We start from the raw sequence: 25,779 nt of genomic DNA, 5'->3' as shown, positions 1-25,779 counted from the left end.
AGCGACCGGTCCTAGCTGAATTCAGCGATCAGTTCGACCTCTACGGGAGAGTCGAGCGGCAGCACGGAAACGCCGACGGCGGAACGGGCGTGCTGGCCTGCGTCACCGAGGACGCGGCCCAACAATTCCGAAGCACCGTTGATGACGCCGGGCTGTCCGGTGAACGACGGGTCCGAAGAGACGAATCCCACAACCTTGACGATGCGGGTGATGCGGTCGAGGTCGCCGATGACGCTCTTGACGGCTGCCAGGGCGTTGACGGCGCAGACCGCGGCGTACTGCTGTGCGTCTTCGGGCGAAACAGTGGGCTCGTCGGCGTAGCCTTCGGTGCCGGCGGAAACTTTCCCGGTTGCTGGGAGTTTGCCATTAATAAAGGGCAGCTGGCCCGAGGTGTAAACGTGGTTGCCGGAGATCACGGCGGGAACGTAGGCCGCCACCGGGGCGGCAACGTCGGGGAGGGTCAGTCCAAGATCCGCCAGGCGCTGCTCAACAGCGGAAACGGGGGCGGCTGCGGTGCCGGACGGGGCTTCTGCGGAGGTGCTCATGCTACTGCTTCTCCCTCTTCAGGTAGGCAACCAGACCGTTTCCGTCCGGTCCGGGGACTACCTGGACGAGCTCCCAGCCGTCATCTCCCCACTGGTCCAGGATCTGTTTTGTGGCATGGATAATGAGCGGAATCGTGGCGTACTCCCATTTGGTCATGAGAGAAAGACTAGTCCTTGCCGGTAAAGTGGAAAACATGGCTCCTCGTAAGAACCCATTATTCGACACTGCCACCACCCTTGGAAAGATCCTCGTTTTCCTTGGCGTGAGTGCAATTTGTGGTGTCCTGGTAGCAGGCCTGCTGGTCCCCGCGGCGGCAGTCTCAGGCAGCGCGGCCAGTGGTTCGATCGAGTTCTTCGACACCCTTCCGGCAGAGCTGAAGGTTGACCCGCCCAACCAGACCACCAGGATCCTGGCAGCAGACGGTAGCGAGATTGCCAACGTCTACACCGAGAACCGGACCAAGGTTGCGCTGGACCAGATTTCGCCATTCATGAAGGAAGCTGTCATCGCGGTCGAGGACAGCCGTTTCTATGAACACGGCGGTGTGGACACCACCGGCATCCTGCGTGCCCTGGTCAGCACAGCGCGCGGCAACAAGCAGGGTGCCTCCACCGTCACGCAGCAGTACGTCAACAACGTCCTCAACGCCAACCTCGCCGCCGAGGGCAACGAGGACCAGATCAAGCTCAACGGTGTGAACAAGGGCGTGGGCGACAAGCTCCGCGAAATGAAGCTGGCCATCGCCATGGAGAAGGAGTTCAGCAAGGAGCAAATCCTTGAGGGCTACCTGAACATCGTGTTCTTCAACCGTGACGCGTACGGGGTCGAGGCTGCCTCCAAGTTCTTCTTCAGCACCTCTGCCAAGGACCTCAGCCTTCCGCAGGCTGCACTGCTGGCCGGCCTGGTCAACAGCCCCTCCGCGTTCGACCCCATCACCAACCCTGAGAGCTCGAAAGAGCGCCGCGACCTGGTCCTTGGCCTGATGCTGAACCAGCGCAAGATCACCCAGGAGGAACACGACGCTGCCGTCGCCACTCCCGTGGAGACCAAGGTGACCCAGCCCAAGCAGGGCTGCGCCTACGCGTCCACCGCACCGTACTTCTGCGACTACATCCTGCACCTGCTGGAGAACAACACCGCTTACGGCGCGGACCTCAAGGAGCGCCAGCGCCTGATCTACGGCGGCGGCCTCACCATCACCACCACCCTGGACCCGAACGCCCAGGCCGTGGCCCAGGAGCAGGTCAACGCCTCCGCCGGCGCCAACCCGGACAAGTGGGGTGCCGCCATGGTTTCGGTGCAGCCCAACACGGGCAAGATCATTTCCATGGCCCAGAACACATCGTTCCTGCCCGGCAAGGCCAGCTTCGATTCCCAGTTGAACTTCAACGTGGACAAGCTGGACAAGGACGGCAACGACCTCAACGGTATGGGCGGCGCCCAGCCCGGCTCCACCATGAAGCCGTTCACGTTCGCGGAGTGGCTCAATGAGGGCAAGTCCATGAACACCGTGGTCAACGCCGCCCAGCGCATCTACCCGCTCAACTTCCCGTGGCGGAACACCTGCGGCAAGGTGACCGGCGGCTACAGCACCGCCCAGAAGAACCAGGGCCTCGGCACGGCAGACGACCTGCAGAACGCCGAACCCCAGTGGTACCGGAACCTGTCCGTCCTCGAGGGCCTGTACAACTCCATCAACACGGTGACCTTCGCCTCAGCAGCCCAGCTCGACTTCTGCGGCATCCAGAAGGTGGTTGACGCCGTCGGACTCCACAGCGGCCTGCCGTCGGCAGACGAGCCGAACCCCAAGGTCAACATGTCCACGCTGGGCAACCTCCTGGGTTCCACCCAGACGTCCCCGCTGACCATGGCCAGCGCGTTCGCCACGTTCGCGAACGACGGCAAGTTCTGCGAGGCCATCGCCATCACCTCGGTGACGGATGCAACGGGGAAGCAGCTGCCTGCGCAGTCCACCAGCTGCCGGGACGCCATCAAGCCCGAGGTGGCCCGCGGCGTGAACTACGCACTGCAGGAAGTCCTCAACCGGGGCTCCGGCTCGCTCATCCAGCCTAGGATTTCCACCCGGACCAGCTTCCCCATCGGCGCCAAGACCGGTACGTCCAACAACAACGGCTCCACCTGGGTTGTCGGCCACACCACCGGCCTGGCCACCGCTGCCTGGTTCGGTGACGCACTGGGCGCCCAGGACCGCGCCGGGCAGAACATCACGGTCAACGGGAAGTTCTACCCGGGCATCGACGGTTACATGATCGCCGGGCCGATGTTCTCCAACTTCATGTCGAAGATCGCTCCTGCCTACGGCACTAATCCGTTCCCGGCGCCGCCCAGCAACCTGCTGAACGGCACCACTACACGGACCACTCCCTCCACGCCGCAGGCCACCCAGGCCCCGGCTGCGCCGGTCGCCCCCCAGCCAGCACCGCAGCCAAGCAGTAACGGCAACGGAAACGGGAACAATAGTGGCAATGGAAACGGGAACGGCTAGCCGCCGATGATTTCAACCAGCGCTTTGGCCAGCCGCGCCCGGACTATCGGGCGCGGCTTTGCCGTCACCGCGGGGGCCGGGGCAGCGGCAGGACTGGCGGCCTTCGGGTACGGCCTGTGGGAGAAAAACCAGTTTGTCCTCCGCGAAGAGACACTGGACATCCTCCCGCCCGGACAGGCACCGTTCCGGATCCTGCACCTGAGCGATATCCACTTTGTCCCGGGGCAGGACAAGAAGGCAGCCTGGCTGCAGTCCCTTGCGGGCCTTGAACCGGACCTGGTGGTCAACACCGGCGACAACCTCAGCCACGTTAGAGCGGTGGACCCGCTGCTGGCGGCGCTCCGCCCCCTCATGGAGTTCCCGGGCGTGTTTGTCCCCGGTTCCAACGACTACTTCGCTCCCAGCCCGAAGAACCCGGCATCGTACCTTCTGGGCCCGTCCCAGGTGAAGCCAAAACCGGCCCGGCTGGACTGGCCGCGCCTGCGCTCGGGCTTTGGCATGGGCGGCTGGATAGACCTGACCAACCGGCACCAGTCGGTGGTCCTGAAGGGCATCCGCTTCGACTTTTCCGGCGTGGATGATCCCCACCTGAACCGGGAACGGTATGCCGGCTGGCCGCGCGGCACCGTCAACCAGGACGCCACTCCGCACCTCCGCGTCGCGGTTATCCACGCCCCCTATCAGCGCGTGCTCGATCACTTTACGGAGGACGGCGCGGACCTCCTGCTCGCCGGACACACCCATGGCGGCCAACTGTGCCTCCCCGGGTACGGCGCCCTGGTCTCCAACTGCGACCTCCCCACCTGGCGGGCCAAAGGCCTGAACGACTGGCAGAGCAACGGCAGTACGACGCCGGTGAACGTATCGGGCGGTATCGGCACCTCGCGCTTCACCCCGATCCGCATCGCGTGCAAGCCCGAAGCGGTCCTGCTCACCCTCACCCCGCCCCATTAGTCCCCCTTGCCCTATCACTCGTGGTTCCCAACCATCGCTTTTGGGGACCATAACTGATGGCGCACGGGCGGGCAGGGCCGGCCGTCCATTGCGCAACGCAATAACTCGCCAAGCTTCACGGGGAGTAGGGAAGCCTGTGAATCGCCTCACGCCATGGCATAGGGTAGTTGCTACGGGAAACTACATTCGTTTTAGAGCTTGAGAAGCAGGCATGGCCAAGCAAACTCCATTTTTTCGATCCATCAGTCGCCTCTACCCCCACGTCCGGCCGATCCTCCCGCGGCTTTTGCTGGGACTTCTCTGCGCGTTACTGGCCAGCGTTGTTGCACTCGCCATCCCGCAGGTCCTCCGGGTGCTGGTCAACGAATCACTGAAGCCCGGCGGCGCATCGGAAGCGGTCTGGATTTCCGCGGGCGTCATCCTGGTACTGGGCGTGGCCGAAGCCGGACTGGTGGCCCTCCGCCGGCAGTTCGTCATCAACCCCGCCACGACGGTGGAAACCAAAATGCGGGTTTCGCTGTACGGCCATCTCCAGGATCTGACCGTCTCCTTCCACGACCGCTGGGGATCCGGCCAGTTGTTGTCGCGTGCCATGACGGACCTGAACTTCCTGCGACGCTGGATGGCGTTCGGTGCCATCATGCTGGTGGTCACCACCCTTACGGTGATCATCGGCATCACAGTGATGTTTGTGATGAGCTGGCAGCTTGCCCTCATCTTCCTTGCCGCGGCGGTGCCTATCATGGCTTACAGCTTCCGGTTCCGCACCCGCTTCAGCAGGGTGGCCCGCCGCAGCCAGGACCAGGCCGGTGATCTCGCCACCACCGTTGAGGAATCAGTCCACGGCATCCGCGTGCTCAAAGCGTTCGGGCGAAGCCGGGAGGCGCTCGAAAACTTCAACGAGCAGGCCGAGGAGCTCCGCCAGACGGAGATCGAAAAGGCACGCCACCAGGCAACCTTCACCATGGTGGTCACCCTGCTTCCCGAACTCGCCCTCGGCGCCGGCCTGGTGGTCGGCGTGATGCTGTGCGCCAGCGGGCAACTCAGCATCGGCGCGCTCGTGGCGTTTTTCGCCACCGCCGCGGTGATGGCCTCACCCGTGGAATTTTCCGGCATGCTGCTGGCCATGGCACTCACCGCCAAGACCGCCGTCGACCGCCACTTCGAAGTGATGGACTCCCCCAACACCATCACCAGTCCTGCGGAGTCCCGGCGGCCCGGTCAACTCGCCGGTGGGCTCCGTTTCAATAAGGCCACGTTCGCTTTTGAGGATGCCCCGGACAAGCCCATCCTGAAGGAAATCAACCTCGATGTCCGGCCTGGCGAAACCATGGCGCTGGTGGGAATCACCGGCAGCGGCAAAAGTGCGCTGATCCAGCTCGTTCCGCGCCTGTACGACGTCTCCGGCGGGGCCATCACCATCGACGGCGTGGACCTGAGGGACTTCGAGGTTGAGGAGCTCCGCCGGATCGTCGCGGTTGCCTTCGAGGACACCACCCTGTTCTCCAATTCGGTCCGGGACAACGTCCTGCTCGGCGCCCCCGTGCGGACGGACGCCGTCCTCGATGAGGCCCTGGACGTGGCCCAGGCGCACTTCGCCTACTCCCTGCCCGAGGGGGTGGACACGCTGATTGGCGACGAAGGGCTCAGCCTTTCCGGCGGGCAGCGGCAGCGGATCGCGCTGGCGCGGGCCATCGCTGCGCGCCCCAGGGTACTGGTGCTGGACGATCCGCTGTCTGCCCTGGATGTCCAGACCGAGGAACTTGTGGAAACGCGGCTCCGGGCCGTACTGAAGGAGACCACAACACTGATCGTGGCCCACCGCCCGTCCACCGTGGCGCTGGCGGACCGTGTGGCGCTGCTGGAGGACGGCAGCATCACCGCCGTCGGCACGCACACCGAACTGCTGGCGGGCAACCACCACTACCGCTACGTCATCGCCAGCCTGGACCAGGAACCACGAGACCTCGACTCCGAGCTGTCCGCCCTTGAGGACCAGGCAGAGGAAGTGACCCGATGAGCACCACAACCTTCGGCACGGCCAACGAGGACAATGCCCACCTCAGCAAGAGTGACAGCAGGGCCGTCCGACGGCGGTCGCTGGCGCTGCTGCGCAGCCTGATCCGGCCGGTGCAGCTCCGGTTCTGGCTGACCATAGCCACGGTGGTCCTTTCGCAGGCGGCCCGCGTGGCCGGCCCGGCACTGATCGCCTTCGGCATCGACCACGCGCTGCCCGCCCTGCAGGCCGGAGACAACCTGCCCCTGGTGCTTACCGGCGTCGCCTATCTGCTGGCGGCTTTTGCGACGGCGGGACTGACCGCCCTATACGTGACGTCCACCGCGAAGCTGAGCCAGGCCATGCTCCTGGACCTGCGTCTTCGGGTGTTCCGCCAGACACAGCGGCTGAGCCTGGAGTTCCACGAAAAATACACGTCCGGGCGGATCATCGCGCGGCAGACCTCGGACCTGGAGGCCCTTCGCGAACTCCTGGACTCCGGCGTCAGTTCACTGGCCTCCGGCCTTCTGTTCATGATCTTTACCGCCGTCACCGTGTTCGCCCTGGACTGGCGCAGCGGCCTGCTGGTGCTGGCCGCAGGTGTCCCCATGTTCTTCCTGGCCCGCTGGTACCAGAAGCACTCCCAGATCGTGTTCCGTGAATCCCGGGTGGTCTCCGCGCGGCTGATCGTGCACTTCGTGGAAACCATGACCGGCATCCGTGCCGTGAAGGCTTTCCGCAAGGAACAGGAAAATGCTGACCGGTACGGGAAGCTCGCCGAGGACTACCGGTTGGTCACCGTCCGCTCCATCAACCTCAACGGCATCTTCCAGCCGGGGCTGGTACTGATCGGGAACGTCTGCGTGGCCGTGGTGCTGCTCTTTGGCGGTTTCCGCACCCTCACCGGCGACCTCGCGGTGGGGGTGCTGCTGGCGCTCATCCTGTCCACCAAGCGGTTCTTCCAGCCCGTCGACCAGATGGCGATGTTCTACAACTCCTTCCAGAGCGCCCAGGCGGCCCTGGAAAAGGTGTCCGGGCTCCTCGAGGAAGTGCCCACCGTCCGCCCGCCCAGGAACCCGGTAGCACTGGACAACGCCAGGGGGTCGATCGACTTCAAGGATGTGGAGTTCCGGTACGGCGACGGCCCGCTCATCGTGCCGCGGCTGAACCTGCACATCCCCGCCGGCCATACGGTGGCCCTGGTGGGCCAGACCGGTGCCGGGAAATCCACCCTCGCCAAGCTGATCGCCCGCTTCTACGATGTTTCCGCCGGGTCCCTGACCCTGGACGACGTGGACCTGCGCAACCTCAGCACCACCGACCTGAGGCGGAACATCGTGATGGTCACCCAGGAAGCCTTCCTGTTCAGTGGATCCGTTGCCGACAACATCGCCCTGGGCCGGCCGGAGGCCTCCCGCACCGAAATCGAGGAAGCAGCGAAGGCAGTGGGCGCGCATGACTTCATCCTGGAGCTTCCCGAAGGATATGACACGGATGTCAATAAACGCGGCGGCCGGGTGTCGTCCGGGCAGCGCCAGCTCATCAGCTTCGCCCGGGCGTTCCTGGCCCGCCCCGCCGTGCTGATCCTGGATGAGGCCACGTCCTCACTGGACATCCCCTCCGAAAGGCTGGTGCAGCACGGGCTGGCCCGGCTGCTGGCGGGGACGGACGCCGGCAGCAGGACGGCGCTGATCATTGCGCACCGGCTGTCCACGGTGGAAACCGCGGACCGGGTACTGGTGGTCCATGACGGCCGGATCGTCGAGGACGGCTCGCCCGCGGAACTGATCGGCGGCGGCGGACGATTCGCCGACCTGCACGGTGCGTGGAAAGACTCCCTGGTCTGACGCAGGAAAACGACCGCGGGCTTTCAGGATTTCGCATCGGGGACCCGCATCGGCTATCCTTGTAAAGTTGCTTTTGCAGCGGATCGGGATGTAGCGCAGCTTGGTAGCGCGCTTCGTTCGGGACGAAGAGGTCGCAGGTTCAAATCCTGTCATCCCGACCAGAGTCGCTTTATTCGAACCATGGTTTGAATAAAGCGACTTTAGTTTGAACAACAGAGATGGCGTCGAGAAATCGGCGCCATTTTTGGTTCCCCGGAATTGCGGGGCGAGTACGCCTGAATCGCCCGAAAACGACCCTATTTGGGACGATTGGGACGATCCTGGACCAAAGGTACCGTATGCGGCGTCTTGGACGCGCGGAAGGCGGTCTGGGCGGCGAAGATGTCGTCAAACGGTTCGTTAAGATCCGCACCAACCGCGCCGTCTTGATAGACAAAGAATCGCAGGAAGAAGGATTCGTTAAGGAGCCTCCGAACCTTGTCCGTTGCCTTCTCGTAGTACGCCTTCGGGTCGGCAATCTGATCGAGCGCCTTGGTAAGCAGCTGACCACCTACGGCAATCTCTTCACCGATATTGGCGAGACTATCTTCAATACGGGAACGCTGTACAGGCAGCTCGTGCATCTTCTCGCGAACCTTCGACGCAGGCAGGATGCCGTCAGCGGCAACGTCGACGAGGCGACCTCTTTGGCTTCGACTTCCTTCAGCTGATTGGTGTACCGCGCATACATCTCCTTGATGTCCTTTTGTTCACCCAGGAGGGCATCTTCCAGTCGCCTGCGCACATCCTGTTTGAAGTCTTCGTCGAGAACGAGTCGGCTGTAAGAATCAGCCACGCTGTCCTCGACGAGGTAAGCCGGCAGATACGGAAGGTCGCACTTGCCTTCCTGACGAGCCCGGCAGAAGAAGTATTCGTGAATGGTGCCACCCCTCCCCTTTGCCTCCGTATAGATGACACGGCTCTGTCGGCCGAGCTTAAGACACTTGCCGCAGTAGAGCATGCCCCTTGAGAAAGTGGTTGTGGATACGGTCACGCGAACCCGCACCACTCCGCGAGCTCAAAACCTCCTGCACTTGCAGCCAGTTAGCGGGCCCGGTTGAGGCTTCTCCCACCCGCGGACCTATCTCCCGATATCCGGCCTAATCTGATTGGCCGCCTCTCCCCGGTAGATTGAGATCAACACTAAGTAGCTGCCGTCGTGCGGCTGGAGACTGACCGCATGACAAGTTCTACTGAACCAGGATCAACGCAAGGGGTACGAACCGTGGCGCTCAAGAAATCAGACCTTTACAGCTCACTCTGGAAGAGCTGTGACGAGCTGCGAGGCGGCATGGATGCTAGCCAATACAAGGACTACATCCTGACGATGTTGTTCATGAAGTATGTGTCCGATAAAGCCAAGACGGACCCAAACTCCCTTATCGAGGTCCCAGTCGGCGGCTCCTTCGACGACATGGTCGCTCTGAAGGGTGATAAGGAGATCGGCGACAAGATCAACAAAATCATCTCCAAGCTGGCAGAAGCCAATAATTTGGAGAATGTCATCGATCTCGCCAACTTCAACGATGATGAAAAGCTCGGTAAAGCTAAGGAGATGGTCGACCGACTCTCCAAACTAGTCACCATATTCCAAGAACTCGACTTCCGCGGCTCCCGCGCAGAGGGAGATGACCTTCTGGGCGACGCCTATGAGTACCTCATGCGCCACTTTGCCACCGAATCCGGCAAGTCAAAAGGGCAGTTCTACACCCCCGCCGAGGTCTCCCGTGTGCTAGCCAAACTAATCGGCGTCACCGATGAAACCCCGCGGTCAGCCACTGTGTACGATCCGACCTGTGGCTCAGGCTCCCTGCTACTGAAGGTGGCTGCAGAGTCCCGCCACGGCCTGACCATCTATGGCCAAGAAAAGGACAACGCGACCTGGGCTCTATCTAAGATGAATATGATCCTCCACGGCAACGAGATCGCCGACATTCGCAAGGGCGATACCATCACCAACCCGCAGTTTACAGTTGCTGATACCCTCGACACCTTCAATTTCATCGTGGCTAACCCGCCGTTCTCTATCAAGTCCTGGAGTAACGGTCTCGAGAACGAGTTCGGTCGTTTTGAATACGGCATGCCTCCGGAAAAGAACGGCGACTATGCGTTCTTACTGCATATTCTCAAATCAATGAAGAGTACCGGTAAGGCCGCTGTGATCCTTCCCCACGGAGTGCTGTTCCGCGGCAATGCCGAGGGAGTAATACGTAAGCAGCTACTAAAACACGGCTTCATTAAGGGAATCATTGGACTGCCCGCGAACCTGTTCTACGGTACTGGCATCCCGGCCTGCGTGATCGTGCTGGACAAAGAAAACGCTCAGTCCCGAACCGGCGTATTCATGATCGACGCTTCTAAGGGCTTCCTCAAGGACGGAAACAAGAACCGGCTGCGCTCTCAAGACATGCACAAGATAGTCGACACCTTCACTAATCAGCTGGAGATCGAGCGCTATTCACGCATGGTGCCACTGACTGAAATAAGCAACGCCGCGAACGATTTCAACCTCAACATCGCCCGCTACATTGACTCGTCCGAGCCCGACGATATGCAAGACCTATACGCTCACCTGCACGGCGGCATCCCCAATCGGGACATCGAGGCACTCAGCGACAGCTGGGACGCGTTCCCAAACCTGCGCGAAAAGCTCTTCCGTGGCAGCAGCCAGGATGGCTACAGCGAGTTGACTGTGGATATTTCCCACGTGCAGCAGGCCATCCTAGATGCAGCTGAATTCACCAACTTCTCGGAGAAAATTCGTGCCCAAGTTGCTGATTGGTTCAGCGACCACCGATCGGAATTGGAGTCGATCGACGAAACAACCAAGCCCAACGAGCTGATCACCATCCTAGGTGACGACCTTCTTGACAGGTTCAAGAACACCCCTCTGCTCAACGAGTACGACGTCTACGAACGGCTCATGACGTACTGGCACAGCACCATGCACGATGATGTCTTCCTGATCATGAATGAAGGTTGGAGGGCTGCAGCTAACCCTCGTAAGACCATAGAGGACAAAGACCGCAAGATAACCGAAACTCCCGACCTAGTCCTTGGTTCAGGGCGAAGCTCAATCAAATACAAGATGGACCTCATCCCGCCAGCGTTGATTATTTCGCGATACTTTGCCAGCGAACAGACCCAGACTGTCGAGCTCACAGCCAAGGCGGATCTCTGCACAATTCAGATCGAGGAATACACCGAAGAGCACGCCGTTGAGGACGGACTCCTTGCTGACGCCATGGACGAGGGCAAGATCACCAAGGCTCTCGTCGCAGCTCGACTCAGAGATGTAAGGCGCGGAGACGCCAACGATGACGAAGTTCAAGCGCTTAACTATCTACTCGAACTGTTCAATGCCGAGGCTAGCGCCAAGAAGCTAGCTAAGGATGGACAGGCAAAACTCGATGCTGCAGCACTAGCCCAGTACGGGCACCTTACGGAACAAGATGTCAGATCACTGGTTCTTGAGGATAAGTGGCATGCGTCAATCACCGCCGGCATCACCAGTGAAATAGCGAAGCTGGCGCACAACCTCGTGGCTCGTATTCGGGAACTTGGCGAGAGATATGACGAGACCGTGGCAGACCTGGAGTCAGAACTCGAAGAGTACAGCGCAAAAGTTGCCGTTCATCTAACCGAAATGGGGGTCAAGTGAATTTCTCACATGATGAAGCCATGACTACCGCTGCCACGTGGCCAACCCGTCGTCTTCGCGAAATTTCAACGAAGATCCAAGATGGAACTCACTTCTCCCCCCAACTCGGAGGCTCGGAGTATCGATACATCACGTCGAAAAATATCGGACCCGGACACCTAAAGCTTGACTCCGTCGACATGATCTCCGAATCAGAGCATCGAAAAATATACGAGCGATGCGATGTCAAGTTCGGTGATCTCCTCTTAACTAAAGATGGCGCCAATACTGGCAATGCAGCACTCAGTACTTTTCATGACGAAATAAGCTTGCTATCAAGCGTGGCCTTCATCCGCGCCAATCGCGCCGTAGCGCTGGAACGCTACATTCTCCATTACTTTCTTTCGCGTCCTGGTCGAAAGCAGATCCAAGATGCTATGGCCGGAAATGCCATTACGCGTTTAACGCTGCAGAAAATCAATGATCTGACAATCGAGCTACCTCCAATTGAGGAGCAAGGGCGCATTGCTGACGCCTTAGACGCTGCAGACGGCATGATTAATGCCCTTGACTTGCTGATTGCCAAGAAGCGGGCTATCAAGCAAGGGATGATGCAAAAGCTTCTCATCGGCAAGACGCGACTCGCTGGCTTTACCCAACCGTGGCGGACGGTACACCTTGGTGATGTCGCTCAGTTTGGCAAGGGCATGGGCCTTCCCAAGTCTGACATGGAAGCTACTGGTAAGTACTCGTGCGTGCACTATGGCGAGCTATTTACGCGCTATGGCGCTGAGATCAAGGCAGTCATAAGCCGAACAAACAATGCCAGCTTGGGCGTGCGCTCGTCAGCCTTGGATGTGTTGATGCCGACCTCTGACGTCACACCTAGGGGCCTGGCCAAGGCCAGTGCCATCCACGACGCGGGCGTCATCCTGGGGGGAGACATATTGATTATTCGACCCGACCCACGCCAACTTTACGGTCCTTTCCTGGCCCACGCCATTCGACAAGATGCCAATCAGATTCTTCAGCTAGTTCGAGGGTCTACCGTGTTCCATATTTACGCAACCGACATGAGGAGCTTCGCCTTCCAAGCACCGGCAGCGGATGAACAACGAGCTATTTGCAACGTACTTGGAGACGTACAGCAGGAAATTGAACTACTGGGTCAGAGGGTCAGGAAAGCTCGTGCGATGAAGCAAGGGATGATGCAACAGCTACTTACCGGCAGCGTCCGCTTGCAATCAACGGAAGTTTCGGCATGACATTGACTAGGGACATTAATTTTGGGGGAGATGAATAATGAGCGACGTTGGACAGATTGAACGTAAAACACAGAACCGCGTTGTCGATCTGTTTCAGCATGAGCTTGATTACGAATACATAGGTAACTGGGAGTACCGAGATAACAACTCTCACATCGAGGCCAGCTTACTGAAGCAAAACCTCCAGGCCCGCGGCTACGACACTAATCTGATCAACAAAGCCGTTGAACAGTTCAAGAAGACTGCATCTCTCGGTGGTGGCCGCAATCTGTACGAAGCTAACCACGAGGTCTACAACCTGCTCCGCTACGGCGTGAAGGTCAAGCCTGGGGTCGGCGAACAGACGGAGACTGTCTGGCTTGTCGATTGGCACAACCCAGAGGCGAACCACTTTGTTATTGCCGAAGAAGTCTCGATCAAGGGCGAGCATAACAAGCGGCCAGATGTCGTTCTATACGTCAACGGCCTAGCGCTTGGCGTCATCGAATTGAAGCGTTCGAAAGTTGCTGTCTCTGAAGGCATCCGACAGAACATTGGCAACCAGAAGAAAGACTTCATCCGTCCGTTCTTCTCTACCGTGCAACTGGTCATGGCTGGTAACGACGTCGAAGGCCTGCGCTACGGTGTCATCGACACTGCCGAGAAGTACTGGCTGGAATGGAAAGAGCCGTCTGACGTCGAGGAACCCCTCGATCGTGCTCTCATGCAGATGTGTTCAAAGAGCCGTTTCCTGGAAATTATCCACGACTTCATGGTGTTCGATGGTGGAGTCAAAAAGACCTGCCGTCACAACCAGTTCTTCGGCGTTAAGGCGGCCCAGGATCGCATCGCCAGGCGCGAAGGCGGCATTATCTGGCACACCCAGGGCTCCGGGAAGTCACTCACTATGGTCTGGTTGGCGAAGTGGATTCGCGAGCATCAGACTCATGGAGAGAATCAGGCGCGCGTCCTCATTATCACCGACCGCACCGAGCTGGATGACCAAATCAAGCGAGTCTTCAATGGCGTCAACGAAGACATCTACCGCACGAAGAGTGGCGCCGACCTTATCGCTTCCCTGAACAGCAATGATCCGTGGCTAATGTGCTCGTTAGTACACAAGTTCCGGGGCGGCGACGACGAGTCGGCTCAGACCGAGGCCAGCCGAGACTTCATTGCCGAACTGAACTCCAAGATTCCTGCCGGATTTAGTGCCAAGGGCAACATCTTTGTCTTCGTTGACGAGGCCCACCGCACGCAGTCCGGCAAGATGCACAGAGCCATGAAGGAGTTGCTACCTGGAGCCATGTTCATCGGTTTCACGGGTACCCCATTGCTCAAGGCCGACAAAGCCACCAGTATCGAAACATTCGGCAGCTTCATCCACACATACAAGTTCAATGAAGCGGTCGAAGACGGGGTCGTACTCGACCTGCGTTACGAAGCCCGCAACATCGACCAGGATCTGATTTCGCCCGCCAAAATCGACCAGTGGTTTGATGCTAAAACCAAAGGCATGACTGACCTTTCTAAAGCCGAGCTGAAAAAGCGGTGGGGCACCATGCAGAAGGTCGTCAGCTCCGAGCCACGCTCTAAGCAGATCGTCAACGACATTTTGCTCGACATGGAAACGAAACCACGCCTAATGGACAACCAGGGCAACGCCATGCTCGTTGGCTCTAGCATTTATCAAGCTTGCAAGTTCTACGAAATGTTCTGCCAGGCGGGGTTCAAGGGCAAGTGCGCCATCGTGACAAGCTACGTCCCTCAAGCGAGCGACATTTCCAAGGAAGACTCAGGGCACGGCGCGACTGAAAAGCTGCGCCAATACGACATCTATCGGCAGATGTTGGCGGACCATTTCGATGAACCTGCCGACCAAGCCGTAACGAAAATTGAGCAGTTCGAGAAGGAAGTCAAAGACCGGTTCATCAAGGAACCCGGTCAGATGCGTCTCCTCATCGTCGTAGATAAGCTCCTGACTGGCTTTGATGCACCGTCTGCCACATACCTATACATCGACAAGAAGATGCGGGACCACGGTCTCTTCCAAGCCATTTGCCGCGTCAACCGGCTGGATGGAGATGACAAGGACTACGGCTACATCGTCGACTACCAGGACCTGTTTAACTCCCTAGAGGACGCCATTACCGATTACACATCCGGGGCCCTTGACGGCTACGAAAAAACCGACATCGAAGGCCTGCTCAAGGATCGAGTACAGCAGGCCCGCGAAGAGCTCGATGAAGCGCTCGAGCGTATTCGGGCGCTCTGTGAGGCTGTCGAACCGCCTAAGGGAACGCTGCAGTACCAGCACTACTTCTGCGCCAAAGAACAGGGCAATGCGCAGCAGATCAAGAGCAATGAAGCCAAGCGCGTCGAGCTCTACAAGTCTGTTGCGGCTCTCGTGCGCACCTACGGTGCCATTGCTAATGATATGACTGAAGCTGGCTACGACGAAAATGAAACATCGTCAATCGCCAAGGAAGTAGCCCATTACGTTGCCGTTCGAGACGAGGTCAAGCTAGGTGCTGGCGAGAACGTCGACTTCAAGCAATACGAAGCCGGCATGCGGTTCCTACTCGATACTTACATCCGTGCCGATGCCTCCGAAGTGGTCGCCGACTTCCAGGATGTCGGGCTTGTGCAGCTCATTGTTGAGCAGGGATCGGCCGCCCTCGACAAGCTGCCCAGCGGTATCAAGAAGGACCCTGAGGCCGTCGCCGAAACCATCGCCAATAACATCCGCAAAGTCATCATCGATGAAAATGCGATGAACCCGAAGTACTACGAGAACATGTCTAGCTTGCTTGACGCGATCATCGAGCAACGCCGACAAGGTGCTCTCGATTACAAGCAGTACCTCGAGCAATTGATTGCACACGCAAAAAAGGTCGGTTCAAAGGAATCCGACACCATCTACCCCACTTGGGCAGTAAACGGTGCACAGCGAGCCATAGTCGACTTCGGTTGGGCAGATCCTGCGACACCAATCCAAGTTGATACAGCTATCACGACCAGCAAACCGCATGGATGGGTCGGCAACACCTTCAAAGAAAAGGAAGTCGCCCGGGCCATCCGCCGCGTCCTACCGGCTGACTTCGATCGCTTCGATGAACTTTTTGAGTTGGTAAAGGCCCGAAATGAGTACCGCTAGCGCCTATCTCAAGGTTTCAGGCATCGATGTCGATATCATCTATAAGAACATCAAGAATCTGCATATCGCCGTCTACCCTCCCCTAGGCCGCGTCCGCGTGGCAGCGCCAACGCGACTGGATGACGACGCTGTCAGACTCGCAGTGGTACAGCGACTGCCTTGGATCAAGAAGCAGCGGGAGCAGCTTCGCAATGCTGTTCGTCAATCTGAACGTGAGATGGTCACCGGTGAGTCCCACTACATCTGGGGGCGGCGGTATCGGCTGAAGGTGGTCGAACGACCGGGCCGCACCCATTTCGAAATCGATGGTGAACGACTTGTGCTGTACACGACGAGCCATTCAACGGCCGAACAGCGCCGCGCTGCACTCGACCTATGGCACCGACAGCAACTACGCGAAGCCATTCCTACCATCGTCGATACCTGGGAACAGAACTTCGAAGTGTCAGTGCCCAAATGGACGATCCGCCGCATGAAGACCAAATGGGGTTCATGCAACCGCGAGACGCGTCATCTGTGGGTTAACGTTGAGCTAGCCAAGAAGCACCCCGACTGTCTGGAGTACATCGTGGTCCACGAGATGGCTCATTACTTCGAGCGCAACCACGGCGAGCGCTTCACCAGCCTGATGGACAAGCACCTCCCCGATTGGCGCAGCCGACGCGATTTGCTCAACGGTGCGCCCTTGGCTGAGGAGGCCTGGTGATGCCTGAGCGCATGGAGTACGCGGAAACACGGACCACCGGCAGGTTGGAGTCGCTGTGAGTCCGAGGCCGGGAGGTGAAGCCGACAAGCTGGGCAACAAGTACGAGGCTGCATGGGCAATTCGGCATGCGCTCTACTGCATCGCCGATGACCGCCATTCACTGACGCTAGAAGACGTGGATATCGAAGTCGGCAAGGGTTCGGAGTTCACCTTTGAAAGCGGTACATCCACCGAGGTTCATCAGCTCAAGCGCCAGAACGGAAGCAGTAATAGCTGGACTGTGAAGTCCCTTGCTGACCTCCACGTCTTCGATGCGGCGGCCAATCATGTGGCGGCAGGTCGCGAGTTTCACTTCGTATCGCTGGTCCCTTACCGTCCACTACAGGAACTGACGGAGCGAGCCCGTAGGTCGTCTGACCTGACGTCATTCACCCAGTCCTGGCTGACAGAAAAGCTCCGCGATATCTTTGATCAGTTGTCCGCCGCGAGCATTCTTGGCAGTCCACAAAGGACATGGGACACCTTGCGGGGCATGTGGTTCTCGGTGCAGGACGAACACGATATCGTCCGAATGAACGCGATGTTCGCCGGAAGTCACTTGGGTGGAGCTACGGGACATTTGATTGCGCTCGCGATCGGAGACATCCTTCTCGAAAACCTAGGCCGCCGTCTTTCCGGCACTGATCTTCGGGAGATGCTCGCCCGGCAAGGCATCCATCCCATTGAGGCTACCTCCCACCAGAGCGCACGCGAGCAGGTACATGCCCTCACCAACAGTTGGCGCGAGTCGATCCGTCGCGAACTATTGCAGCCCACCATCACGCGTGCAGAGGCCGGTCAGCTAATAGACGTGCTTCGCGATTATCGGATGGGCTTTGTCACCGGTACGGCGGGTGGTGGCAAGAGTTCCGTTTTGGAGCAGTCCATCGCTTTACTTGAAGCGACAGGCGCAGAAGTACTCGCGATTCGGCTTGACCGCCTAGACTCGTTCGCGTCGACGACGGACTTAGGCCGACAAATTGGATTAGAAACCTCCCCGGCTGTTGCGTTAGCGAGGGCCGCCGAGAACCGGGACGCGACTCTTGTCATCGACCAGCTTGATGCGGTCAGCCTCGCGTCGGGACGAATGCCCGAGAGTTTTGATGTCATTGCAGACCTCATCAAAGAGGCATTGTCGGTGTCGAACGTCAACGTCGTCCTCGCCTGCCGGGAGTTCGACATCGACAACGACTATCGGATCCGATCGTTAACTGACCGACCAGATACGGCAAAGGTGTTGGTTGGCCCTCTCTCTGATGAAGTAGTCAACACTGCCGTCACTGACATGGGTCTCGATCCCACAGGCTTGACTGCTTCGCAGCGATCGATCCTTCGAACTCCAATGCACCTCGTTCTACTCAAAACTATCGCTGGGCAAGATGGAGCGTTGGCGTTTCAATCCAAGGGCTCGCTGTTTGAGGCTTACTGGGAACGTAAACGACAAACTTCTCGCGCAAGGCGAGCTGATGTGCGATTCAACGAGGTCCTAAGCCGGGTCGCGAACGCGGCGAGTGACCGCCAGACGCTTTCCGTTCCAGTCGAGATCCTTGATGACGGTGAACTGATCGAGGATGCGAACGTACTCGTTTCGGAGCACGTCCTGGCACGTGAAGGAGACCGTATCGCATTCTTCCACGAGACGTTCTTCGACTACGCCTTTGCTCGACAATGGGTGTCGCGATCAGAATCATTGGTCGACTTTCTGCTTCGGGACGAGCAAGAGCTGTTCCGCAGAGCTCAGGTTCGTCAGATCCTTCATCACCTATATGAACGCGAACCCGAACGTTTCCGAGTTGAAGCATCGGCCGTGTTGACGAGTGAACAGATACGCTTTCACATCAAGGCGACAGCGCTGGCAGTCCTTTCGAACCTGAGCGCTCCAACCAGCGAGGACGCCGAAGCGGTCTTCGAGATTGCCACAACGGCGCCGCAGCTCGCGGAGCAACTTTGGTTGCATACACGCCGAGCTCCGTGGTTCAAAAGGTTTTACGAAGACCACACGATCGCCGCCTGGCTTGATAGCGGAAAGCCAGCTCTTCAGCAACGCGCAGTAAATCTGATGGCAAGCACTATCAAGGAAGCACCGGGCGAAGTCGCTGAGCTTCTACGTGCACGTCGAACTGCGCCAGAGTATCTCAACTGGCTGCGCTGGATCACCCGGTTCTCTGATGCCCACGAGAGTCGTGCGCTATTCGACCTAGTACTCGCGGCGGTCGTCGAAGGTGGCTTCGATGCCGCTGATCATGAGTTATGGCTATCGGTCCATGACCTCGCGAAGCACAAGCCACTTTGGGCGATTGAGTTGCTCCAAGCACGTGTTGTTAACCACGCAGAAGGTTCAATGCTTGAGAACAGCGGGAAGGTGGCTCTCCTCAATCTTCGCGAGTACGGCGCAGCAGAGCTGGTGCGTGAATCCGCCGCAGCCGAGCCTCTAGCTTTCGCCCAGGCGGTCGTACCGTATCTACTTAGGGTCATGGCCGCCACGGCCTATGAGCCGCGGCGCGGTGCCCCCATTCGTGACCGACACTTCTCCGCGCGGTTTGATGTCGACGATCCAAATGACAGAGAGCTTGACGATGCGCTCTTCAACGGCTCAATCCGTGCACTCGAAGCGCTTGCTCGGACCCCACCTCGGGAAGTTCAAGCGCTACTTGAGGAACTTGCCGCCGATCCTCACGATGCGGCACAGTTCTTGCTATACCGCGCGCTTACTGCCGGTGCTGCCAACTTCGCTGACTGGGCAGCGACCCTGATCTTTGAAGGCGGCGCTCGTCTTGATTGTGGCTACATGTCAGACTCGGACTGGGCCGCGCGTGAATTGGTCAAAGCCATTGCTCCGCACCTTAGCGATGAATTTCATCGGCAGCTTGAAGACCAGTTCCGCGACCTGCGTAATGAACACGAGAGTCGACTCAGCTCCGGACGGTGTGCGTTCACCTTCCTTTCGGCCCTTGAGGAGCGGCGACTAAGCCCAGCCGGTGTGCGTCGGCTGGGCGAGTATCGCCGAAGGTTCCAGGAAGACGAACCTTCAAAGCCACAGGGCATTATTAGCGGCACTATCGGGTCGCCAATCGGGTCGGAAGCGGCCAGCAAGATGACCGATGAGCAGTGGCTCAAAGCCATGGTCAAGTACAAATCTGACGAAACGAATTGGGGTACCTTCACTGGTGGAGCCCGCGAATTGTCGCATGTTCTACGGCAGCAAACTGCTGCCAACCCAAACCGCTTCGCACGTCTGGCACTCAGGCTGACACCAGAACACAATGCAGCCTATGCCGATGGCATCCTCATGGGCTTCGCGGATGCCAACCACGCGGACGAGACGGCACCTCTGATTTATGACGCTGTTCGACACATCGCGTCCCTGGGGCATAATGACGTCGACCGTTGGCTTGGTAACGCGCTGCGACACTACTACCGGGACGTGCCGATTGATCTAGTCGAACTTCTCCGCGATCGCGCACTTCAGTCCTCAGACCCCGAAGACGACTCGCCAATTTTCACTCGCGAGGGAGACGACGGCAGAAGTGCTGCCGATATGCACAACAACGCCATCAACACGGCGAGGGGCAGTCTTGCCGAGACGCTTGGCGATCTGCTGGTCTATGACGCTGATGGCGAGCGAACCGAGATCGTCCGACCGCATCTCGACACCCTCGCTAGCGACCCAGTGCTCTTCGTCCGCTCTTGTGTAGCACATACGGTGGCCGCATCACTTCGACACGCTCGTCCGGATGCCGTCGCGGCGTTCGAGAAGTTGATCGATGCCGACGATCGAATCTTGGCGGCGGTGATGGTGCAGCGGTTAATGCTCTACATTGGCAATGTCGATCCAGAGATCATCGCCCCAGTCATTCAACGGATGCTCGAGTCTCGCGACGCAGAAGCGCGGGAGGCGGGTGGGGCCCTCGCCGCATTCGCTGCCCTTGAATGGAGCCGTCCGGACTTGATGAGGCAAGTGTTGGCGGGTGACGCCAAGACGCGCAAGGGGGCCGCGGAGATGTGCGCCAATCGAGTTGACCGCACATTGAACGCTGAGCTTGCAAGTTCTACTCTCATCGACCTAATGAATGATGACGATGAAGAAGTCCTAAAGGCGGCCGCGAATGTTGCTCCTCATCTACGCGACCGTCCACTACGCCCCTTCGCTGGCCTGCTGACCGCACTCATTGAATCGCCGGCCTACAACCATGCCACGCCGCAGCTACTGATCACACTGCAGCACGCGCCAGACAAGATTGATGAACTCGTTTTGAAAGCGTCGCAACGGTTCATTTCCGTCTTTGGCAGTGATGCCAAAGACATCAGGACCGGTGCCGCTGGCGACGCGCATTACATCAGCGAGCTTGTAGTCCGTGGCTTGGCCCAATCTCGTAGCAGAGGCCATCGCGCGGCACTGCTCGACGTGCTTGACACCCTCCTTGAGCTCGGCGTATACGGCGTAGATACCGCAATTGCAGAAGCTGAGCGGCTGTAGAAACCGTAGACAAACAAACCTGTGCTTGCATGCGCGTCACATATGCTGCGCAGGGATCTTTAACGACCGATCGGAGCGCTAGTCGGCTCTACTGGCCAGGAGAAACAGTCGGGCAGTGTCATAGCTACAGCCAACGCGCTTAGCGATTTCGCGGATAACCATCCCCTGCTTACGGAGCCGGAGAATCTCTTTCTCTTTGGCCGGGGTCAGGCCGCGAGGTCTAGTGTCGACGCCATACTCGGCGAGCAGTCGGAGGAATGTCGATTTGGCGATACCCTGCTCCCGAGCCAGCGTCGTGCTCATTTCACCGGCTTGGTAGCGAGCGACAAGCTGACGGAGTTCGTCAGCCGTGAAGCGATCCGTCAGGCGATAGCGCTGAGTGGGACGAGGTTTCTTAGCGGCAGGACGGTGGAGCTTCCCTGCATCGATCTGATCCAAGGCGTGGTGAATGGCATCGAACTTGTCGATGGTCCATCTGGCCCGGTTCGAGTAACATCCTAGGACCTCGACCAAAAACAAAAGGGGGCCTCCCACCGGAGGCCCTCTTTTGCGCTGTCCGGCCGTCATAGGAGTTAGCCTGTCATTGCGAAAGATAACTTTCCGGTAAAGGGAAAGGCCCCGGAGCAGTAGCTCCGGGGCCTCCCTCGCCTCCTGTGATGAGGAAGCTATTTAGGCAGGGTCAGGCCAGTTACCGATGTAGGTGGTGACCGTGGCGTCGGTGCTCGTGTTCTTCTTGACCTTCTGGGAAGCCGGATCAGGCCAGTTCCCAATGGCTACGGAAGTCTGAGAGTTATCAGCCAGCGAACCTGCAGACAGTACGGCCGGAGCCGCTGCGGAAAATGCCAGCGCCCCCGCCAGTACGGCGGCGGCAGCAATTTTCTTAAACATATGAGTTCCTCAATACGAGTCGGATTCGTTACAAAGCCAGCACTGTCCTTGTTGACACCCATTGTAAAATGTTTTCCACAGAGACTGTCAAGCATTCGTCAACTGACTGTCCGGAAAAGGAGGAAATCCCGTGGGCAACGGATTCGGGGAGAAGCTCCGGGCGGAGCGGCTCGAACGGGGCTTAACACAGGCCGAACTGGGCAAAGACCTGTATTCACCCAGCTACATTTCATTGCTTGAGACAGGCCGCAGGGAACCCACGGCCGAGGTCATCGAGGAACTGGCGCGGCGCCTTGAACTGGCGCCAAAGGCCCTGGAAGCGTGGAGCCAGCCAATTACCGTCAGCGACGCAGAGTACGTCCTAGCCGGCCTTTACGCCCGCCAGGCCTGGGACCTGCGCGACTACCCCTTGGCCGCCAGCCACGCTGCCACTGCAGCGCAAATTGCCCTGGAGGGCAAAAACACCAGCGCCTGGTGGAACATGACCTACATGCAGGCCGAGTGCCTGATGAAACAAGGCGAACTGCGCGAATGCCAGAAAATCGTCGAGCGGCTCCTTGAGCACCCGATGGCGACGGAATCAGTGGGCCTGGGCGTGCGCGCGCGGCAAATGCTGGCGGCCGTCTGCCATGGACAGGGGCAACTGGCTGTGGCAGTCCAGCACGGGCTTGAGGCTGTAGAACTTTCAGCCAGGTTGCCGCGCAATTCAACAGTGCTCATTGGTGCCCACCGGATTCTCATCGGCGCACTGGCTGAAAGCGGGCGGCTCGACGAAGCCTGGAAGTACTGCATGGCCCTCTACGAACAGGTGGACGAACACGCCATGTCGCAGCTGGCCGGGGAGGTGGCCTGGGTTATCGGCAACGTCGCCTTCATGCGGCATGACTACACCGAAGGCGTCAGGCACCACGAGCGGGCAGCCAAGCTCCTCTCCCCTGCCAACGACATCGAGCTCTGGGCGCGCTTCAACAAGGCGTCCGCCGCCGTCAGGCTGTCCTCGGGAATTGTCGAGCCCGAGACCCTGTCCTCGATCGAACGGGCTGAGCTCGCCTTCTCCATCGTGGGCGGGACGAAGAGCGATGAGCTGGAGGTCGCCTTCATCCGCGCGCGCTGGCTGTACCTGACCGGGGACATTGTTGCCGCCGTCGAGAAGCTGCGGGAAATCCACGCCGAACGCAAGGCCCTGGCCAAGCACACGGCGGGCGAGGTTTCACTTCTCCTGGGCAAGTCCCTGAAGGCCGCCGGCGAAGCCGACGAAGCACTGGTCCACCTGGAGGAAGCCCAGAAGGCCTTCAGTGCGGCAGGAGCAGCGGACCGGGTCCAGCAAGCCCTGGACGCGGTGCTGGAAATCCGCCTGGCCCAGCAACGGGCCGCGGCCTCCACGGCCAGCTAAGCTGCACGCCACTTGCCGGAGCCGCTGGGGCTCCGTACAAGCGGGGCATCAATCAGGCGAAGCTTTTCCCGGTCAGTTTCTCGTACGCCTCAACGTAGCGGCTGCGGGTCCGGTCCACAACGTCAGCAGGCAGTACCGGCGGAGGCGTGTCGGAAGCCCTGTCCCAGCCCGATTCGGCCGATGTAAGCCAGTCGCGGACGTACTGCTTGTCATAGGACGGCTGTGCCTGTCCCGGCTGGTAGGTGCCGGCGTCCCAGAACCGTGAAGAGTCCGGCGTCAGAACCTCATCACCAAGGGTGATGGAACCCGAGACGGCGTCGTAGCCGAACTCCACCTTGGTATCGGCGAGGATGATCCCGCGCTCCCGGGCGATTGCCTCGGCGGTGGTGTAGATCTGCAAAGTCAGTTCGCTCAGCCGGCCGGCAATGTCGTCACCCACCATGGCCACCACGGCGTCATAGGTGATGTTCTCATCATGCTCGCCCACTGCGGCCTTGGCCGACGGTGTGAAGATGGCGTGCTCCAGCCGCGACCCGTCCAGCAGGCCCTCCGGGAGCGGGATGCTGCACACTGTTCCGGACACCCGGTATTCCTGCAGGCCGGAGCCGGTGAGGTACCCGCGGGCGATGCACTCCACCGGAAACATGTCCAGCTTCTTGCAGATCATGGCCCGGCCTTCCACGGCCGCAGGCACCCCGTCCGCCACGGTGGAGCCCAGCACGTGGTGCTCCACGTCCAGCTGGTCGAACCACCACAGGCTCAGCTGGGTGAGGATGCGCCCCTTGTCTGGAATCTCGCTGGCCAGGACGTGATCGAAGGCGCTGATGCGGTCGCTTGCCACCACCAGCACGCACTCCTGGCCCACGCGTTCGACGATGGAATCGTCGGCGGGCTCGTAAAGGTCGCGCACCTTGCCGGAGTAGACGTGCTTCCAGCCCGGCAGGTCCAGGGTGGCGGTGTTGAGGCCTCGTGCTGCGGGAGTTTCGCTCATGCTATGCCTTCGCCTTCGTGATCGGCAGGGATCCGGTAGCGCCGGACGATACCCTGATCTCGCCGCGGGCGGCCTTGCGGCCGATGTCCGTACGGAACTGCGAGCCTTCAAGCTGAACCAGTTCCACGCCGTCGTACGCCTTTTCGCGCGCCTCCACCAGGTCGCTGCCCAGCGCAACCACGGCCAGGACGCGCCCGCCCGCGGAGATCACCTTGCCGTCCTCGTCCACGGAGGTCCCGGCGTGGATCACGTGCACGCCTTCGAGTTCCTCCACCTTCTTCAGCCCGCGGATGCGGTCACCGGTGCGGGGAGTGTCGGGGTAGTTTTCAGAAGCGACGACGACGGCGACAGCCGTTTCCTTCGACCAGCGCAGCTCTTCCGCCTGGTCCAGTTCGCCCTTGGCAGCTGCCAGCAGCAGGGCACCGAGGGGGGTCTGGAGCCGGGCCAGCACGGCCTGGGTTTCGGGGTCGCCGAAGCGGACGTTGAATTCGATCACCCGGGTGCCGCGCGAGGTGAGGGCCAGCCCCACGAACAGCACGCCCACAAAGGGGGTGCCGCGGCGGGCCATCTCGTTGACGGTGGGCTGGGCCACACGGCCGATGACTTCCTGGACCAGGCCTTCGGGGGCCCACTCGAGGGGGGTGTAGGCGCCCATGCCGCCGGTGTTGGGTCCTTCGTCGTTGTCGAAGATCCGCTTGAAGTCCTGGGCCGGTGACAGCGGAACGGTGTTCTGCCCGTCGCAGAGGACAAAGAGGGAAACCTCGGGGCCGTCGAGGAACTCCTCGATCACCACGGAGCCGCCGGCATCAAAGCAGGACTGTGCGTGGGCCAGGGCTTCATCTCGGTTCTTGGTGACCACGACGCCCTTGCCGGCCGCCAGCCCGTCGTCCTTGACCACATACGGCGCACCGAAGGTGTCCAGGGCTGATGCGGCCTCGTCGGCGTTGGTGGCCACCAGGGCCATGGCCGTGGGGACACCGGCTTCGGCCATGATCTCCTTGGCGAATGCCTTGGAAGCCTCGAGCTGGGCGGCAGCCTTGCTGGGACCGAACACCGGAATCCCGGCGTCGCGGACGGCGTCGGAAACACCTGCCGCGAGCGGCGCCTCCGGACCCACCACCACCAGGTCCACGGCGAGCCTGGCGGCCAGGGCGGCTACGGCCTCGGGATCATTGGCATTGACCGGGTGGGTGGGGACCAGCTTGCTGATCCCGGCATTGCCGGGTGCTGCGTGGACCTCGGAGACGTTGGGGTCGGCGAGCAGGGAGCGGACAATGGCGTGTTCGCGGCCTCCGGGGCCGATGACGAGTACCTTCACAGTCTCCAAGGGTACTTTGTGCACCCTGCCCGCTCCTA

17 protein-coding genes and 1 tRNA gene are annotated in these 25,779 nt (G+C 59.9%); 11 read left to right on the top strand and 7 right to left on the bottom strand.

Annotated features, from left to right (window positions below):
* Positions 1-11 precede the first annotated feature (11 nt).
* Positions 12-545: a RidA family protein gene (locus QF047_RS02715; RefSeq protein WP_306635664.1), complete on the bottom strand. Its 534-nt coding sequence runs from the start codon at positions 543-545 to the stop codon at positions 12-14.
* Position 546: 1 nt separating this feature from the next.
* Complete coding sequence (locus QF047_RS02710; RefSeq protein ID WP_003797879.1) at positions 547-702, bottom strand: DUF4177 domain-containing protein; 156 nt, start codon at positions 700-702, stop codon at positions 547-549.
* Between the two features lie 37 nt (positions 703-739).
* Here QF047_RS02710 and QF047_RS02705 point away from each other — a divergent pair, with 37 nt between their 5' ends.
* The 5 genes from QF047_RS02705 (at position 740) to QF047_RS02685 (ending at position 8,010) form a co-directional block, all read left to right on the top strand.
* Complete coding sequence (locus QF047_RS02705; protein ID WP_306635667.1) at positions 740-3,052, top strand: transglycosylase domain-containing protein; 2,313 nt, start codon at positions 740-742, stop codon at positions 3,050-3,052.
* Between the two features lie 6 nt (positions 3,053-3,058).
* Positions 3,059-4,006: a metallophosphoesterase gene (locus QF047_RS02700; RefSeq protein WP_307273648.1), complete on the top strand. Its 948-nt coding sequence runs from the start codon at positions 3,059-3,061 to the stop codon at positions 4,004-4,006.
* Between the two features lie 211 nt (positions 4,007-4,217).
* A complete protein-coding gene (locus tag QF047_RS02695) occupies positions 4,218-6,026 on the top strand; it encodes an ABC transporter ATP-binding protein (protein WP_307273646.1) in 1,809 nt (602 codons plus the stop codon).
* Complete coding sequence (locus QF047_RS02690; RefSeq protein WP_307273643.1) at positions 6,023-7,849, top strand: ABC transporter ATP-binding protein; 1,827 nt, start codon at positions 6,023-6,025, stop codon at positions 7,847-7,849. The genes QF047_RS02695 and QF047_RS02690 overlap by 4 nt, the downstream gene beginning before the upstream one ends.
* 84 nt (positions 7,850-7,933) lie before the next feature.
* Positions 7,934-8,010: transfer RNA gene (locus QF047_RS02685), tRNA-Pro, on the top strand.
* A gap of 135 nt (positions 8,011-8,145) precedes the next feature.
* Here QF047_RS02685 and QF047_RS02680 read toward each other — a convergent pair.
* Entirely contained in the window at positions 8,146-8,472 is a 327-nt protein-coding gene (locus QF047_RS02680) for a hypothetical protein (RefSeq protein ID WP_307273641.1), read from the bottom strand.
* Between the two features lie 641 nt (positions 8,473-9,113).
* Here QF047_RS02680 and QF047_RS02675 point away from each other — a divergent pair.
* Genes QF047_RS02675 through QF047_RS02655 form a run of 5 tightly spaced genes read left to right on the top strand, consistent with a single transcriptional unit; the run spans position 9,114 to position 21,151 of the window.
* Positions 9,114-11,549 (top strand): type I restriction-modification system subunit M, encoded by a 2,436-nt coding sequence (locus QF047_RS02675; protein ID WP_307273638.1) that lies wholly within the window; start codon positions 9,114-9,116, stop codon positions 11,547-11,549.
* Positions 11,550-11,569: 20 nt separating this feature from the next.
* Complete coding sequence (locus tag QF047_RS02670; protein WP_307273635.1) at positions 11,570-12,793, top strand: restriction endonuclease subunit S; 1,224 nt, start codon at positions 11,570-11,572, stop codon at positions 12,791-12,793.
* A 37-nt stretch (positions 12,794-12,830) separates the two neighbouring features.
* A complete protein-coding gene (locus QF047_RS02665) occupies positions 12,831-15,929 on the top strand; it encodes a type I restriction endonuclease subunit R (protein ID WP_307273631.1) in 3,099 nt (1,032 codons plus the stop codon).
* On the top strand, positions 15,916-16,635 hold the full coding sequence (locus QF047_RS02660; protein WP_307273628.1) for a M48 family metallopeptidase: 720 nt from the start codon (positions 15,916-15,918) through the stop codon (positions 16,633-16,635). Before QF047_RS02665 ends, QF047_RS02660 begins: the two co-directional genes overlap by 14 nt.
* 55 nt (positions 16,636-16,690) lie before the next feature.
* Positions 16,691-21,151 carry a hypothetical protein gene (locus QF047_RS02655; protein WP_307273626.1) on the top strand — a complete coding sequence of 1,487 codons (4,461 nt, stop codon included), beginning with the start codon at positions 16,691-16,693 and terminating at the stop codon, positions 21,149-21,151.
* A gap of 78 nt (positions 21,152-21,229) precedes the next feature.
* Here QF047_RS02655 and QF047_RS02650 read toward each other — a convergent pair whose 3' ends face one another.
* Positions 21,230-21,718 (bottom strand): hypothetical protein, encoded by a 489-nt coding sequence (locus QF047_RS02650; protein ID WP_307273624.1) that lies wholly within the window; start codon positions 21,716-21,718, stop codon positions 21,230-21,232.
* A gap of 102 nt (positions 21,719-21,820) precedes the next feature.
* Positions 21,821-22,039 (bottom strand): hypothetical protein, encoded by a 219-nt coding sequence (locus QF047_RS02645; RefSeq protein ID WP_307273622.1) that lies wholly within the window; start codon positions 22,037-22,039, stop codon positions 21,821-21,823.
* A 130-nt stretch (positions 22,040-22,169) separates the two neighbouring features.
* Here QF047_RS02645 and QF047_RS02640 point away from each other — a divergent pair, with 130 nt between their 5' ends.
* Positions 22,170-23,432: a helix-turn-helix transcriptional regulator gene (locus QF047_RS02640; protein ID WP_306635677.1), complete on the top strand. Its 1,263-nt coding sequence runs from the start codon at positions 22,170-22,172 to the stop codon at positions 23,430-23,432.
* A gap of 52 nt (positions 23,433-23,484) precedes the next feature.
* Here the strand turns inward: QF047_RS02640 and QF047_RS02635 are convergent, their stop codons facing one another.
* Both QF047_RS02635 and purD read right to left on the bottom strand, forming a co-directional pair.
* Entirely contained in the window at positions 23,485-24,423 is a 939-nt protein-coding gene (locus QF047_RS02635; protein WP_307273617.1) for a phosphoribosylaminoimidazolesuccinocarboxamide synthase, read from the bottom strand.
* 1 nt (position 24,424) lies between these two features.
* Entirely contained in the window at positions 24,425-25,741 is a 1,317-nt protein-coding gene (gene purD / locus QF047_RS02630; RefSeq protein ID WP_307281720.1) for a phosphoribosylamine--glycine ligase, read from the bottom strand.
* Positions 25,742-25,779: the final 38 nt, after the last annotated feature.

Origin of the sequence: Arthrobacter sp. W4I7 (genome assembly GCF_030816215.1) — a bacterium.
GTDB lineage: Bacteria > Actinomycetota > Actinomycetes > Actinomycetales > Micrococcaceae > Arthrobacter > Arthrobacter siccitolerans_A.
This window is presented reverse-complemented; position numbering and strand designations above follow the sequence as displayed.